The following is a 15218-nucleotide window of genomic DNA, read 5'->3' as shown; positions in this document are numbered from 1 at the left end:
CGCACCCGCCATTCCACCGGAGACCTCTCATGAAGATCAGACCCATCACGCCGTCGATCGGCGCAGAAATCACCGACGTCCACCTGGGCGAGGCCGCGCGCGATGCCGAGCGCTTTGCGCCGATCCGCGCCGCACTGCTCAAGCACAAGGTGCTGTTCTTTCGCGGCCAGGACATCACGCGCGGCGAGCACGTGGCGTTTGCGAAACGCTTCGGTGCGCTGGAAGACCACCCGGTGCTCGGCTCCGATCCCGACCACCCGGGGCTGGTGCTCATCCATCGCAGCGACAACAAGCACAGCTACGAGAACACCTACCACTGCGACGGCCTGTGGCGCACGACGCCGCCGCTGGGCTCGGTGCTGCGCTGCATCGAATGCCCCGAGATCGGCGGCGACACCATCTGGGTGAACATGGTGCAGGCGCACGACGAGCTGCCCGAAGAGATCAAGCAGAAGATCAGCAAGCTGCGCGCCAAGGCCAGCATCGAGCATTCGTTCGGCGCCGTGATGCCGATGGAAGCCCGCCTCAAGCTGGGCCAGGACAACCCGCCCGTGGAGCACCCCGTGGTGCGCACGCACCCCGAGACCGGCGAGAAGGTGCTCTACGTGGGCAGCTTCACCACGCACTTCGTGAACTACAGCACCCCCGAGAACGTGCGGCACGGCATCGACAAGACGCCGGGTGCAGCGCTGCTGCTGAACTACCTGCTCAGCCGCGCCACCATTCCCGAGTACCAGGTGCGCTGGTCGTGGCAGCCGGGCGACGTGGTCGTCTGGGACAACCGCAGCACGCAGCACTACGCGCTGAACGACTACTGGCCCGCGCCGCGAAAGATGGAACGCGCGGGCATCGTCGGCGACGTGCCCTACTGAGCCGTGCGCTCCCTTCCGACCTTTGCATCGCAACCCGAAAGCGCCACGCCATGAACTTCCTCGACGGTCACCTCTTTCCCGAAAACCAGCAGCCGCTGATCATCACCGCCGCGCCCTATGCACCGGGCTGGCTGCCTTCCGACTTCCCGGGCGAGATCCCGGTCACGATGGAAGAGCAGATCCAGAAGGCGGTCGATTGCTACAACGCCGGCGCCACGGTGCTGCATCTGCATGTGCGCGAACTCGATGGCAAGGGCAGCAAGCGCCTCTCGAAGTTCAACGAGCTGATCGCCGGCGTGCGCCATGCGGTGCCTGAAATGATCATCCAGGTCGGCGGCTCGATCAGCTTCGCACCCGAGAGCGAAGGCGCCGCGGCCAAGTGGCTGAGCGACGACACGCGCCACATGCTCGCCGAGCTGGAGCCCACGCCCGACCAGGTGACGGTGACCGTCAACACCTCGCAGATGAACGTCACGGAGCACGCCGAGCTGGCGGACTTCAAGGGCACCTCGCGCGAGATCCCCGCCATCTACGAGGCCTACAAGGAGATGACGGTGCCGGCGCAGCCGGGCTGGGTCGAGGAGCACATCCGCCGCCTCACGAAGGCCGGCATCCAGAGCGCCTTCCAGTGCTACAACATCAACAGCTTCGAGTCGGTCGAACGGCTCATGCGGCGCGGCGTCTACAAGGGCCCGCTGGTGATGAACTGGGTGGCGATCAGCGGCGGCATGGATGCGCCGAACATCTACAACCTCGCCAACTTCGTGCGCGCGGTGCCCGACGGCGCGGTGCTCACCGTCGAAAGCTCGGTGCGCAATGTGCTGCCCGTGAACATGATGGGCATTGCGATGGGCCTGCACGTGCGCTGCGGCACCGAGGACGTGCTGTGGAACCAGACGCGCTCGGCCAAGATCGGCACCGTGGCGCAGATCGAGCAGCTGGTGGAAATCTCGCGTCAGTTCGGCCGACCGATCGCGACGGCGCAACAGGCGCGCGAGATCTCGAAGATCGGCGTGTTCTACGAGACGGCGGAAGAGTCGCTCGCAGCCAACGGCTTCGCGCCCAATCGCAACGGAGGCAACCAGGGCTTCCTGCGCAAGGCGGCTTGAGAGACAAGGTGATGACGAGGCGCTTCACACACGCGGTCTGGCGCCTGCTGGAAGGCCTCTCGCATGCCCTGCGCCTCGAAGACCTGGTTCAGAACGCGCGCACCGCGCCCTGAGCCACCGCGCCGGCCGTCTGCTTGCTCCACTGCGAGGCGCTGCAGCCGAAGTGATGGCGGAACCAGTGGCTGAAGCTGCTGGGCCCTGAAAAACCCAGCAGCTCGGCCACCTCGCTCAGCGGCAGGTCGCTGTCGCGCAGGTGGCGCTTCACGAGGTCGGAGCGCACATGGTCGAGCAGGCTGCTGAAGGTGAAGCCTTCGGCCTCGAGCCTGCGGTGCAGCGTGCGGCGGTCCACGCGCAGGTGCCGCGCCACTTCCTGCGCCGTGCAGCCGCCACCGGGCATCAGCGCCAGGATGAGTTCGCGGCAGGCTTCGCGCGTGCTCTCGCCGCGGTCTTTCAGCGCCGCATCGAGGTACTCGCGTGCAAAGCGCGCCGCGCCCTGGTCGCCCGATTCGCGCGGCTTGCGCAGGTCGGCCGCCAAGCACACGAGGCCGTTGAAATCCTGGTTGAACTTGACGTGGCGCCCGAAGAAGGCGCGGTGCGCCGACACGTCCGCCGGCGGGCGGTGCGTGAAGCACACCTGCTGTGGCCGCCACTGCGGATCGATGAGTTCGCTGAGGATGCGGAACATGATGCCCACGGCCAGCTCCATCGACTGGCGCATCGGCAGCCCCGGGCTGGGCAGCAGGTCTTCCTGGATGATGACCATGTCGCCCGTGTCCTCGAGGCGAAAGCTCAGCGAGGCGTTCACCAGCTTGAGGTAGCGGCCCAGCGTGTCGAGCGCGTCGCGCGGCGTGGGCTCTTCCTTCAACACGACGCTGATGGGGCCCAGCGCCGACAGCTTGCGCTGCGCCGCGAGCCGCAGCGCGAAATCTTCGGTGCGCGTGGCGCGCGCGGTGATCTCGAGCAGCTCGCGCACGGCGTCGCCGGGGATCAGCGTCTCGGGGTGTTCGAGCAGCTGCGCCTTCAGCCCCACGGTGCGCATGAAGGCATGCGGGTCCCGGCCGAGCGACTGCACCAGCTCCACGTAGCCGCTGAGGCTCGCGCTGCGCATCAGTCGACCGAGGTGTTTCATGGGTGGCTGCTGGAAGGGCCCCGTGCTGCTCACTCGGGGCTGATCTTGAGTTTCAGTTTCTCGATGATGGCCCGATTGTGGGCGGTCGTGGCGTCCAGCGTCTGGCGCAGCTGCGGCAGCGACATGTCGCGGGGCGGATCGTAATTCTGCGCGAGCAGGGCCTCGCGGAACTTCGGCGACTGCACGGCCCGGGCCACTTCGGCGTGGATCTTCTCCTGCAGCGCCGGCGGCATGCTGCTGAGCACGAACACGCCCACGCTGGCGTCGGGCATCACGAAGTCGGGCAGGCCCAGTTCGCCGAAGGTGGGCACGTCGGGCAGGAAGCGCGATCGCTTGGCCGACGCCACGGCCAGCGCCTTGATCTTGCCGCTGCGGATCAGCGGCGTGACGTTGCTCACCACCTCGAACGTGAGCTGCACCTGGTTGCCCATGAGGTCGACCAGCGCCGGCGCGGAGCCCTTGTACGGCACCACGAGGATGTCGTTGCCGCTGCGCTCGCGCAGCATCTCGCCCAGCAGGTTGGAGCGCGTGCCCGTGCTCAGGTTGGCCACGCTGAGCGTGCGCGGGTGCTGCCTGGCATGCGCCAGCAGATCTTTCACCGTGTTCGGTGCAAAGCCGGTGTTGGCCACCAGCACATGGACCATGCCGGTCACTTCGCCGACGTAGGTGAAGGTCTTCAGCGGGTCATACGGCGTCTTCACGGCGAGCGGAATGTCGGACAGCACGCTCGACGGCGACACCATCAGCGTGTAGCCGTCGGCCGGCGCGCTCATCAAGGCGCGCTGGGCGATGACCGTGGAGCCGCCCGGCTTGTTGTCCACCAGCACGGTCTGGCCGAGGTTCGTGCGCAGATGCTCGGCGAGCAGCCGCGCCGACGCGTCGGAGATGCCGCCGGGCGGCGCGGGAACGATCAGCCGGATGGGCTTGTCGGGCCAGGCCTGGGCCGAGGCCGTGCCCATGCCGCAGCACAGCGCGGCCAGGAAGAGAAGGGGGGCTCGCAGTAGATGCAGACACATGAAGTTCGTCCTCAGGTTGAAGAGACAAAGGCGTGCAAATTCTGCGGCGCCACCCCCTGTCAACGCTTGGCGCTGGGCGTCGGCCACTTACCGAATCGCGACAGCGAAGCCTTGGCCTTTTCAACGTCCCAAAAAGACAAAACACCGCCCCAAATGAGCAAGAAGTTTTCTCCGGTGCGCCAGACACTTTTGGCGTCAGAACCACCTTCCCACCGGAGACAACCCCATCATGAACTTCCTCGACGGCCACCTCTATCCCGAGAACCAGCAACCCCTGATCATCACGGCCGCGCCCTATGCGCCGGGGTGGATTCCCGCCGACTTTCCGGAAGACATTCCGGTCACGATGGAAGAGCAGATCCAGAAGGCGGTCGACTGCTACGAAGCCGGCGCCACCGTGCTGCACCTGCATGTGCGCGAAGCCAATGGCAAGGGCAGCAAGCGCCTGTCGATGTTCAACGAGCTGATCGCCGGCGTGCGCGCCCGCGTGCCCGAGATGGTCATCCAGGTGGGCGGCTCGATCAGCTTCGCGCCCGAGGACGACGGTTCGGCCGCCAAGTGGCTCAGCGACGACACGCGCCACATGCTGGCCGAGCTCACGCCCAAGCCCGACCAGGTGACCGTGACCGTCAACACCACGCAGATGAACGTCACCGAGCACGCCGGCCTGGACGACTTCAAGGGCCTGTCGCGCGGCGACCCGCGGCTGTACTCCACGTACAAGGACATGATCGTTCCCTCGAACCCCAGCTGGGTCGAGGAGCACATCCGCCGCCTCACGGCCGCGGGCATCCAGAGCGAGTTCCAGTGCTACAACATCAACAGCTTCGAGACCATCGAGCGGATGATCCGCCGCGGCGTCTACAAGGGCCCGCTGGTGATGAACTGGGTGGCGATCAGCGGCGGCATGGACCAGGCGAACATCTACAACCTGGCCAACTTCTTGCGCGCCGCACCCGACGGCTCGGTGGTCACGGTCGAGAGCTCCGTGCTCAACGTGCTGCCCGTGAACATGATCGGCATCGCCCTGGGCCTGCATGTGCGCTGCGGCATCGAGGACGTGCTCTGGAACCAGACCCGCACCGGCAAGATGAGCTCGGTCGAGCAGATCAGGCAGCTGGTGCGCATCTCGACCGAGTTCGGCCGCCCCATCGCCACCGCGCAGCAGGCGCGCGAGATCATGAAGATCGGCGTGTTCTACGAAACCACCGAAGAGACGCTGCAGGCCAACGGCTTCGCGCCCAACCGCAACGGCGCCCAGCAGGGCTTCCTGCGCAAGCCGGCCTGATACCTCTGTCTCGGGGGTGATTGACGTACCGACTGGTCAGTCGGTAGACTGGGGCCGATCGCGCAGCTCACCGGGCTTCACCGGGCTGCAGGCATCGCACAGAAAGCCCCCCGATGAGCGAGAACTTCGCAGCCGAACTCCATCGCCGCGCCACCACGGCCCTGCAGGCCGGGCGCGCCGACGCCCAAGGGGAGGGCGAGCGCGTGCCGGTCGGCCAGTACACCGACGAGGCGATTGCGCGCGACGAGCGGCGGCTGCTGCAGCGGCACCCGCAGCCGGTGGCTTCCAGCGCCTCGCTCGCGTCGCCGGGCGCGTGGCTGTCGCTCACGCACACCGGCGTGCCGCTGCTGCTGGTGCGCCAGGAGAGCGGGCAGGTGCAAGCTTTTCTCAACGTGTGCCGCCACCGCGGCGCGCGCGTGGTGCCCGAGGGCAGCGGCAGCGAGGCGCGCGCTTTTGTCTGCCCGTACCACGCATGGACCTACAAGCCCGACGGCGCCTTGCGCGGCGTGCCCGAGTCCTTCGGCTTTCCGTGCCTCAAGCAGGAAGAGTCGGGCCTGCGCCGGCTGGCCACGGTCGAGCGCGCGGGCGTGGTCTGGGTCGTGTGCGATCCGTCGCTGGCGGGCAGTGATCCCGGCGCGCACCTCGGTGCGCTCATGGACAACCTCGAATCGCTGGCCGGGCTGCGCGCGCCCGTGGCCTATGCGCCGCGCACTTACGAGGTCGACGCCAACTGGAAGCTGCTGGTCGATGGTTCCTTCGAGGCGTACCACTTCAAGGTGGCGCACCGCGAGACCATCGCCCACATGTTCCTGCACAACCTGCAGGTCATCGACGAGTTCGACCTGAACCGGCGCCTGTACCTGCTCAAGGCGAAGTTCCAGGAACACACGCCCGATGTCGCCGGCTTCGATCCGCGTCGCTACGGCAACCTGACCTACTTCTTCTTTCCCAACACGACCATCCTCGTGCAGCCCGACCATGCGCAACTCAGCATGCTGGAGCCGCTGGGTGCCACGCGCACGCGCGTGCACGAACTCACGCTGATTCCTGAAGCGCCAGCGTCGGAGAAGGCCACGGCCCACTGGGACGCCAACGTCGCGCTGTACCGCCGCACGCTCGCCGAAGACTACGCGCTGGCCGAGTCGATCCAGGCCGGGCTCGCATCGGGCGCGAACGACGCGCTGAGCTTCGGCACCTTCGAGTACAGCGCGCCGCGCTTCCATGCGCAGCTCGCGCAGCAGGTGGCAGCGATGCCGGCCGCACGCTGACGCGGGGCGGTGTCGCGCGTGCAACAACCAGACCACAAGACACAAGAAAGAATGGCGCGCCCCGCGTCTGATCGCCGGTCGCGTTGTCGCGGCATGCGCTCTTCAGCGTGACGCTCTCCAGCACCGACCGATGGCCACCCTTGCCCTTTCCCGTAAAGAAATAATCCTCGCGCGCGCCGAGCAGCACTTTGCCGACCATGGCTTCCAGGGCGCGTCGCTGTCGGCCATTGCGCGCGATTGCGAGGTCGGCAACCCGGGGCTGCTGCATCACTTTCCGAGCAAGGAAGTGCTGTACCGCGCCGTGCTCGAAAAACAGGCCGAGGACCTGACGGCACGCATCTGCAAGCGCGTCGAGGCGGCCCCCGACCTGCCCGCGCGGCTGCAGGCGTTCGTCGCGCTGCAGGTCGAGTGGATGCACGCGCGGCCCACGGGCTTCAAGCTCGTCACGCGCGAACTGCTCGACAACGCCGAGCGCATCCAGCATGCGCAGACCCGGCCGCTCGAAGGCTTCCTGCAGGCCAGCCTGGCGCTGGTGGCTGCAGCGCAGAAGGCCGGCCTCGTGCGCGACGACCTGTCGGCCGTGGTGGTGCTCACGCTCATCTTCGGCACGCTGAACTACGCAAAGATGGCGCGGCCCACTTTCGCCAAGACCTTCGCCGAGCCCGCACTGAAGAGCGACGCGGCCTGGATGAAGGCGATGGCGCGCGATGTGTTGCGCGTGATCTCGCCGCCCTGATTTTTCTTTCTTTCTTCCCAGCAACCCCGACCAAAGGACGTTCCCTTGAAAACCCGCATCACCGAACTCTTCGGCATCCGCCACCCGATCATCCAGGGCGGTATGCACTACGTCGGCTTTGCCGAGCTGGCAGCGGCCGTCTCCAACGCCGGCGGCCTGGGGATCATCACGGGCCTCACGCAGAAGACCCCCGAGTTGCTGGCCCGCGAGATCGCGCGCTGCCACGAGATGACCGACAAGCCCTTCGGCGTGAACCTCACCTTCCTGCCGACCTTTGCCTCGCCGCCGTACCCCGAGTACATCGCCGCCATCGTCGAAGGCGGCATCAAGGCCGTGGAAACCGCGGGCCGCAGCCCCGAGGCCTACATGCCCGCGCTGAAGGCCGCGGGCATCAAGGTGATCCACAAGTGCACGTCGGTGCGCCACGCGCTCAAGGCCGAGCGCATCGGCTGCGATGCGGTGAGCGTCGACGGCTTCGAGTGCGGCGGCCACCCCGGCGAAGACGACGTGCCCAACATGATCCTGCTGCCGCGCGCGGCCGAAGAACTGAAGATCCCGTTCGTCGCCTCGGGCGGCATGGCCGACGGCCGCAGCCTCGTGGCCGCGCTCGCGCTGGGCGCCGAAGGCATGAACATGGGCACGCGCTTCATCGCAACGAAAGAAGCGCCAGTGCACGCCAACGTGAAGCAGGCCATCGTGAACGCTTCGGAGCTCGACACGCGCCTGATCATGCGGTCGCTGCGCAACACCGAGCGCGTGATCAACAACGCGGGCGTGGAGCGTCTCATCGAGATCGAGCGCATCAAGGGCGACGCGCTGAAGATCGACGACATCATGGACCAGGTCGCCGGCATCTACCCGAAGGTGATGACCGAGGGCGACATGGACGCCGGCGCCTGGAGCTGCGGCATGGTGGCCGGCCTGATCCACGACGTGCCCAGCTGTGCGGAGCTCATCGACCGCATCATGGCGCAGGCGGATGAACTCATCGCCAAGCGCCTGGCGGGCATGCTGCGCGGCTGATCGACTAGCCCCGCTCGACCTGCCGCGCCAGGAAGCTGCAACTGGCCACCAGCAGCCGCGCCACCTCGGCCACGCTGGATTCGATGCGGTGCTGCGGCCCGGCCACGGCCACTGCCACCGTGTCGTTGTGCAGCTGCAGGAAGGCCGCCACGGCCCACACGTCGCTCACGTTCTCGCCGCGCGTCACGAAGTAGCCGAGCTTGCGGCTGTCGAGCACGTCGGCCACCAGCGCCTCGTGCGCGGTCTTGGTGGTGGCGGTCACGGCGGGCAGCGTGCGCTCCTTGAGCCAGGTGCGCAGCTCGGGCTCCTTCAGGCTGCCCAGCAGCGCCTTGCCGATGGAGCTGGAGTGCAGCGGCTTGAACTCGCCGGGCTTGGCCGAATAGCGGATGGGGTGCAGGCCCTCGACCACCTGCAGGTAGATCACCGAGTCGCCCTGGCGCTTGCCGAGGATCACGGTCTCGCGCGTGGCGTCGCGCAGCCGCTCGAGCACCGGCGTGGCGCGCTCGATGAACGGGTCTTTCGCGCTGATGTCGTGCATCACGTCGAACATGCGTCGCGTCGGGTAGAGCGCGCGCGGGCGACTCAGCGTGTACAGGTAGCCGCGCGCCGTCAGCGTCGAGACGATGGCGTGGCAGGTGCTCTTGGGCACGCCCACCGCCTCGGCCAGTTCGGTGAGCGACAGCGGGCGCTGGCTCGCCTGGAAGGCTTCGAAGATGTCGATCACCCGCGCGATCGCGGTCACGGTGACGCCAGTCATGGGCGCTTCTCCTGAACGGTGGAACGAGCCGGGCGACGAAATTCAGCCGCCTGAACAAACGGGATCGGCGAGCACGATCCGCGCGGTCATTCTGTCATTTGTTCGTAATGCTGAACATAGGTTCTTGTTCTCGAATAAGTCGATTCCTACGATGGGCCCACGACAGTTCGACGGAGACATACCAAGGTGCAGCAAGCCAGCCAGGACATCACAGTGGACGCACACGCCGACGGCGTGGTGTGGATCACCATCGACCGCGCCGCCAAGCACAACGCCCTCGCGGGCCGCGTGCTCACGGCGCTGGCCCAGGCGGTCGCCGCGCACGGGGCCCGGCCCGACACGCGGCTGCTCGTGCTGCGCGGCGCCGGCGAGCGTTTCTTTGCCGCCGGCGGCGACCTGGTGGAACTCTCGGAGGTGCGCGACGAGGCCGCGACCCACGCGATGGTCGAGCGCTCGCGCGGCGCGCTCGACGCCGTGCGCCGCTGCCCGGTGCCGGTGCTGGCGTACCTCAACGGCGACGCCATTGGCGGCGGGGCCGAGCTGGCACTGGCCTGCGACATGCGCCTGCAGGCCGCACATGCACGCATCGGTTTCATCCAGGCCAAGCTGGCGATCAGCACGGCCTGGGGCGGCGGGCCCGACCTGTGCCGGCTGGTGGGCGGTGCGCGCGCACTGCGCATGATGGGCCGCTGCGAAATGATCGATGCCGCGCAGGCGCTGCAGTGGGGCCTGGCCGATGCATCGATTGCAGACGGCGCCGACGGCGAAGACCTGCGCGCATTTCTCGCGCCGCTGCGCGCGCATCCGCCACAGGTGCTGCGCGGCATGAAGGCGCAGCTCATCGCGTGGCGCGAAGGGGCGTCGTACAGCGCGCGGCGCGAGGTCGAGCATGCGCAGGTGCTGGCCACCTGGCTGCACGACGACCACTGGCAGGCCTCCGACCGTTTTCTTGCGAAGGCCGCCCGATGAAGCGCGACGAGCTCATGCCCAGCGCTGCCAACGAGCCGCGCCTGTACCCCACGAGCCCGACCGGCCTCGAGGTGCCCGCCAGCGTCGGTGCCGGCGCCGTGCGGCCCGAGCACATCGGCGAGCCGGGCGCGTACCCCTTCACGCGCGGCATCTTCCCGGACGGCTACCAGGGCCGGCTGTGGACCATCCGCCAGTACTCCGGCTTCGGCACCGCCGAGGAATCGAACGAGCGCTACAAGTTCCTGCTGGCCAAGGGGCAGACGGGCCTGTCGGTGGCGCTGGACCTGCCGACCCAGTGCGGGCTCGACCCCACGCACCCGATGGCGCGCCCCGAGATCGGCAAGGTCGGCGTGTCGCTGTCGAACCTCAGCGAGGCGGAGATCCTGTTCAAGGACCTCGACCTCTCGCGCATCTCGACCTCGTTCACCATCAACGGCACGGCCGCGATCATCTATGCGATGTACCTGGCGGTGGCCGACAAGCAGGGCGTGCGGCGCGACCAGCTCACCGGCACCATCCAGAACGACATCCTCAAGGAGTACGTGGCGCGCGGCACCTGGATCTTTCCGGTGCGCCCGTCGATGCGGCTCATTGCCGACACCATCCTCTATTCGAACGAGGTCTCGCCGCGCTTCAACCCGATCAGCATTGCCGGGGCACATGTGCGCGACGCGGGCGCCACCGCTGCCGAAGAAATGGCCTACACGCTGGCCAACGGCCTGGCCTATGTGGACGAGCTGCGCGCGCGCGGCGGCGACGTCGAGAAGTTTGCCAAGCGGCTGTCGTTCTTCTTCTACGTGCACATGGACTTCTTCGACGAGATCGCGAAGTTCCGCGCCGGCCGCCGGCTGTGGGCGCGCCTCATGAAGGAGCGCTACGGCGTGCAGGACCCGAAGGCCCAGCACTTCCGCTTCGGCGTGGTGTGCGGCGGCTCGTCGCTGGTGGCGCCGCAGCCCTACAACAACGTGGTGCGCGTGGCGGTGGAAACCATGGCCGCGGTGTTCGGCGGCGCGCAGTCGATCTTCACCTGTGCCTTCGACGAAGCCTTTCAGATCCCGACCGAGTTCTCGGCCGAGCTGGCAGTGCGCACGCAGCAGATCCTGGCCTACGAAAGCGGCATCGGCCGCACCGTCGATCCGCTGGGCGGCAGCTACTTCCTGGAGCAGCACACCGACCGCATCGAAGAACAGATCGTGCGCGTGATGGACGAGATCGACGCCTACGGCGGCGTGGTGCGCGCCATCGAGGAAGGCTGGATCCAGATGCGCCTGGCCGAGCGCGGTCTGGAACGCAAGCTCGACAACGACGCCGGGCGCACCGTGGTGGTGGGGCAGAACCACTTCAAGAAGCAGAACGAAGAGGTGAAGGTCGGCGAGGTCTTCACGCTCGACCCCACCGTGGCGCAGCGCGCGCTGGAGAAGTTCCAGCGCACGCTCGACACGCGCGACAACGCGGCGGTGGCGCGCTCGCTCGCGCGGCTGTCGGCCGCATCCGCCAAGGACCGCGAGAACGTCATGCCCTACCTCGTGGAGTGCTGCCACGCCTACGCCACCGTCGGCGAGATGGTGGCCTGTCTCAAAGCCCAGTGGGGCGAATTCAAGGAGCCGGTGAACCTATGAGCACGCAGCAACCAGGCACCGCCGCGCTCGCGGCCCGGCGCATCCTGATCGGCAAGCCCGGCCTCGACGGCCACGACATCGGTGCCAAGATCATCGCCCTGACCCTGCGCAACGCCGGCGCCGAGGTGATCTACACCGGCCTGCGCCGCAGCCCGCTGCAGATCGCGCAGGTGGCGGTCGACGAAGGCGTCGATGCGGTGGGCCTGAGCATCCTGTCGGGCAGCCACAAGGAGCTGGTGTCGGAAGTGATCGCGCAGCTGCGCGAACTGAAGGCGCACGACGTGAAGGTGTTCGTCGGCGGCACCATCCCCGCCGAAGACCATGTCCACCTGCGTGCGCTCGGCGTGAGCGCGGTCTTCACGGCGGACATGCCGCTGGAGCTGGTGGTGGCGTTGCTGGCGGAGTGCCTCGCATGAGCACGGCCGGGCCGCTCGATGGCATCCGAATCATCGAAGTCGGCCACATGCTGGCTGGACCTTACTGCGGCCTGATGCTGGCCGACATGGGCGCCGAGGTCATCAAGATCGAGACGCCCGAAGGCGACATCGCCCGCAGCGTCAGCCCGCACTTCATCGGCCCGCACAACGCCTACTTCGCCAGCCTCAACCGCAGCAAGAAGAGCGTGGTGCTCGACCTGGCCAGCGTCGAGGGGCAGGAGGCGCTGGGCCGCATCGCCGAGACCTCGCACGCGGTCATCACCAACCTGCGACCGTCCGCGATCCGCAAGCTCGGCCTCACGTACGACGCGATGCGGCAGTGGAACGAGCGCATCGTCTGCGTCGCGCTCACCGGCTACGGCCTGGACGGCCCGCACGCCGACAGCCCCGCCTACGACTACGTGATCCAGGCGCTGACCGGCGTGATGGCGCTCACCGGCGACCCCGATGCACCGCCCACCAAGGCCGGCTATTCGGCCGTCGACAACTCGGCGGGGCTCGTGGCCGCGGTCGGCTTGCTGGCCAAGATCGTGCAGGGCCAGGGCGGGCAGGTCGATGTCGCGATGTACGACGTGATGCTCTCGCAGCTCAACTACCTGGCCGGCGCCGTGCTCAACGCGGGCGAGACCATGGCGCGCCAAGCCGACTCGTCGCACCCGTACGTGGTGCCGGCGCAGATCTTCCCGACCGCCGATGGCTGGCTCACGCTGTTCATCACGCACGACAAGTTCTGGAAGATCTTCTGCGACGAGGTCGGCCATTCCGAATGGACCACCGACGCGCGCTTTTGCACCATGGCCGGCCGGCGCGCGCACCGCACAGAGGTCATCGCCGCCATCGCGCAGCTGTTGCGCGGCGCGCCGGCGGCCGAGTGGGTGCGGCGGCTGGTGCCGCTGGGTGTGGTGGCGGCCGAGGTCGGCACGCTGAACGACGCGCTGTGCGGCGACATCGCCACCGCGCGGCGGCTGGTGGTGTCGCTGGGTGACGGCAGCCTGCCGCTGCAGGCCGTGGCCAGCCCGATCCGCTTCGACGGCTTCACGCCGCGCTACGGCCTCCCGCCGCTGCTCAACGAGCATGCGGACGAGGTGCTGGGGAAGGTGATCGCATGAACGTGACGCCGCTCGACCGCTGGGCGCTGAGCCGCGAACTCACGCGGCTGGCGAACGCCGACCCGATGGCGCTGGCGCGCGAGCCGCTGCGCGATCCGCCGGCACATGCGGCGCGGCGCGTCGGCATCACCGGCGCCCCCGGCGCAGGCAAGAGCACGCTGGTCGGCCACCTCGCGCAGTTACGGGCGCCGCGCGGGCGCCTCGGCGTGCTGGCCGTGGACCCGAGCAGCCCGAAGAGCGGCGGCGCCATCCTCGGCGACCGCGTGCGCATGGACGAACTCGCGGGCAATGCGCAGCTGTACATCCGCTCGCTCGGCTCGCGCCGCACCGGCGACGGGCTGGCCGACAACCTGCCCGAGATGCTGGAGCTGATGGACCGCTTCGGCTTCGACGATGTGCTGCTCGAAACCGTCGGCGTCGGCCAGGCCGAGCATGCAGTGCGCGCGCAGGTCGACACGATGGTGCTGGTGCTGCTGCCCGACAGCGGCGACATCGTGCAGGCCATGAAGGCCGGCATCATGGAAATGGCCGACATCTTCGTGGTCCACAAGGCGGACCTGCCGGGCGCGCAGCGCATGGCGACCGACATCCGTCGCATCGCCACGATGGCGCGCCACGCGCCCGGCGACTGGGTGCCGCCCATCCTGCTGAGCGCGGCCGGCGACCCGGCATCGCTGCAGGCGCTGTCGGACACCATCGACCGGCACCAGGCCTGGCACGCGCAGGCGCCCGGGGTGCGCGCGCTCGCCCGCGCGCGGCGCGCACGCTACCGGCTGCGTCGCCTGCTGGAGCTGCGCATCGGGCAGTTCATCGCGCAGCAGGACGGTGCTTTTTTCGATACGCCCATCGCCGAGCAACTGGCGCAGGCCGTGGCTGCGTTGCCGCATGCGGAGGAGACCCCATGCTGAGACGTGACCTGATGCTTGCAGCCGGTGCGCTGCCCTGCGGCCTGCTGTCGGCGCCCGCCGCCGTGGCGACCGAGACCGCCTTTCCGTCCAAGCCCGTACGCATCGTCGTGCCGCAGACGCCGGGCGGCGCGTCCGACGTGCTGGCGCGCATCGTCGGCCAGAAGCTCGGCGAGAAGTGGGGCCAGCCGGTGATCATCGAAAACCGTGCGGGTGCGGGCGGCAATGTCGGCATGGAAGCCGTCGCCACCGCACCGGCCGACGGGCACGTGCTGCTGATGAGCTACGTGGGAACCCAGGCCATCAACGGTGCGCTGTACCCCAAGCTGCCCTTTGACCCGGTAGCCGACTTCGCCCCTGTGGCCATTCTTGCCACGCTGCCCTTCGTGCTGGTGACGCGTGCCGATGCGCCCTGGCGCAGCGTTCCCGAGCTCATCGAGGTCGCGGGGCGTGAGCGGGTTACCTACGGCTCGGCGGGAAATGGCTCGGTGAACCACTTGCTGGGCGAGATGTTCAACACCGCGGCCCATCGGCAGCTGGTCCACATTCCCTATCGGGGTGCGGCGCCGGCCCTGCAGGGGTTGATGGGCGGACAGATCGACCTGGTGTTCGCGAGCCTGCCATCGGTGGCCGCGATGCTGCGTGCCGGAACCTTGCGCGCCGTGGCCGTCACGAGTGCGCGCCGCGCGGCGGCCTTTCCCGAGATCGCCACGGTCGCCGAAGCGGGCCTTCGCGATTTCGACGTGAACCCGTGGTTCGGCCTGATGGCACCGAAGCGCACACCGGCCGAGACCGTGCGCCGCCTCAACGCCGACGTGAACGAGGTGCTGCGCAACCGCGAGATCGTGGCCAGTTTCTCGGCGCAGGGCGCCGAGCCTGCGCCGACCTCGCCCGAAGCGTTCGGCCAGCGCCTGCGCACCGATGCGGTGACGTGGAGTGCCGTAGTGCGTCGCTCCGGCGCACGCGTGGATTGAGGAAGCC

15 protein-coding genes are annotated in these 15218 nt (G+C 68.2%); 12 read left to right on the top strand and 3 right to left on the bottom strand.

Annotation, left to right across the window (positions count from 1 at the left end; translation table 11 throughout):
• Positions 1-29: 29 nt before the first annotated feature.
• Positions 30-872, top strand: coding sequence for a TauD/TfdA dioxygenase family protein (locus IG196_RS24725; protein WP_192193421.1), 843 nt, complete (start codon positions 30-32; stop codon positions 870-872).
• 50 nt (positions 873-922) lie between these two features.
• Positions 923-1981 carry a 3-keto-5-aminohexanoate cleavage protein gene (locus tag IG196_RS24720; RefSeq protein ID WP_192193420.1) on the top strand — a complete coding sequence of 353 codons (1059 nt, stop codon included), beginning with the start codon at positions 923-925 and terminating at the stop codon, positions 1979-1981.
• Between the two features lie 88 nt (positions 1982-2069).
• Here IG196_RS24720 and IG196_RS24715 read toward each other — a convergent pair whose 3' ends face one another.
• Together IG196_RS24715 and IG196_RS24710 are read right to left on the bottom strand one after the other, a co-directional pair.
• The gene (locus IG196_RS24715) at positions 2070-3110 is read right to left on the bottom strand and encodes an AraC family transcriptional regulator (RefSeq protein WP_101488873.1); all 1041 of its coding nucleotides are present in this window, start codon (positions 3108-3110) and stop codon (positions 2070-2072) included.
• A gap of 29 nt (positions 3111-3139) precedes the next feature.
• Positions 3140-4126, bottom strand: a complete 987-nt coding sequence (locus IG196_RS24710; RefSeq protein ID WP_225616783.1) for a Bug family tripartite tricarboxylate transporter substrate binding protein — start codon at positions 4124-4126, stop codon at positions 3140-3142.
• Positions 4127-4355: 229 nt separating this feature from the next.
• Here IG196_RS24710 and IG196_RS24705 point away from each other — a divergent pair, with 229 nt between their 5' ends.
• From IG196_RS24705 to IG196_RS24690, 4 genes are all read left to right on the top strand, one after another.
• Complete coding sequence (locus IG196_RS24705; RefSeq protein ID WP_192193419.1) at positions 4356-5414, top strand: 3-keto-5-aminohexanoate cleavage protein; 1059 nt, start codon at positions 4356-4358, stop codon at positions 5412-5414.
• A 113-nt stretch (positions 5415-5527) separates the two neighbouring features.
• Positions 5528-6682: an aromatic ring-hydroxylating oxygenase subunit alpha gene (locus IG196_RS24700; RefSeq protein ID WP_192193418.1), complete on the top strand. Its 1155-nt coding sequence runs from the start codon at positions 5528-5530 to the stop codon at positions 6680-6682.
• A 130-nt stretch (positions 6683-6812) separates the two neighbouring features.
• On the top strand, positions 6813-7418 hold the full coding sequence (locus tag IG196_RS24695) for a TetR/AcrR family transcriptional regulator (RefSeq protein ID WP_192193417.1): 606 nt from the start codon (positions 6813-6815) through the stop codon (positions 7416-7418).
• 45 nt (positions 7419-7463) lie between these two features.
• Positions 7464-8441 carry an NAD(P)H-dependent flavin oxidoreductase gene (locus IG196_RS24690; RefSeq protein WP_099792541.1) on the top strand — a complete coding sequence of 326 codons (978 nt, stop codon included), beginning with the start codon at positions 7464-7466 and terminating at the stop codon, positions 8439-8441.
• Between the two features lie 4 nt (positions 8442-8445).
• Here the strand turns inward: IG196_RS24690 and IG196_RS24685 are convergent, their stop codons facing one another.
• Entirely contained in the window at positions 8446-9198 is a 753-nt protein-coding gene (locus tag IG196_RS24685) for an IclR family transcriptional regulator (RefSeq protein ID WP_101488879.1), read from the bottom strand.
• Positions 9199-9411: 213 nt separating this feature from the next.
• On the opposite strand from IG196_RS24685, the gene IG196_RS24680 reads away from it, so the two are divergent.
• The 6 genes from IG196_RS24680 to IG196_RS24655 are packed head-to-tail and all read left to right on the top strand — an operon-like array spanning position 9412 to position 15211.
• A complete protein-coding gene (locus tag IG196_RS24680) occupies positions 9412-10167 on the top strand; it encodes an enoyl-CoA hydratase/isomerase family protein (RefSeq protein ID WP_225616782.1) in 756 nt (251 codons plus the stop codon).
• Positions 10164-11786, top strand: a complete 1623-nt coding sequence (locus tag IG196_RS24675) for a methylmalonyl-CoA mutase (protein WP_192193415.1) — start codon at positions 10164-10166, stop codon at positions 11784-11786. The genes IG196_RS24680 and IG196_RS24675 overlap by 4 nt, the downstream gene beginning before the upstream one ends.
• On the top strand, positions 11783-12202 hold the full coding sequence (locus IG196_RS24670; RefSeq protein ID WP_192193414.1) for a cobalamin B12-binding domain-containing protein: 420 nt from the start codon (positions 11783-11785) through the stop codon (positions 12200-12202). The genes IG196_RS24675 and IG196_RS24670 overlap by 4 nt, the downstream gene beginning before the upstream one ends.
• Positions 12199-13332 carry a CaiB/BaiF CoA transferase family protein gene (locus tag IG196_RS24665; protein WP_192193413.1) on the top strand — a complete coding sequence of 378 codons (1134 nt, stop codon included), beginning with the start codon at positions 12199-12201 and terminating at the stop codon, positions 13330-13332. Before IG196_RS24670 ends, IG196_RS24665 begins: the two co-directional genes overlap by 4 nt.
• Positions 13329-14240 carry an ArgK/MeaB family GTPase gene (locus tag IG196_RS24660; RefSeq protein ID WP_192193412.1) on the top strand — a complete coding sequence of 304 codons (912 nt, stop codon included), beginning with the start codon at positions 13329-13331 and terminating at the stop codon, positions 14238-14240. Before IG196_RS24665 ends, IG196_RS24660 begins: the two co-directional genes overlap by 4 nt.
• A complete protein-coding gene (locus tag IG196_RS24655) occupies positions 14234-15211 on the top strand; it encodes a Bug family tripartite tricarboxylate transporter substrate binding protein (protein ID WP_225616781.1) in 978 nt (325 codons plus the stop codon). The genes IG196_RS24660 and IG196_RS24655 overlap by 7 nt, the downstream gene beginning before the upstream one ends.
• The last annotated feature ends 7 nt before the right edge of the window (positions 15212-15218 follow it).

The sequence above is a fragment of the Variovorax sp. 38R genome (genome assembly GCF_014843395.1).
Taxonomy (GTDB): Bacteria; Pseudomonadota; Gammaproteobacteria; order Burkholderiales; family Burkholderiaceae_C; genus Variovorax; species Variovorax paradoxus_H.
The sequence above is the reverse complement of the archived record's forward strand: the minus strand, read 5'-3'. Positions and strand labels throughout refer to the sequence as shown.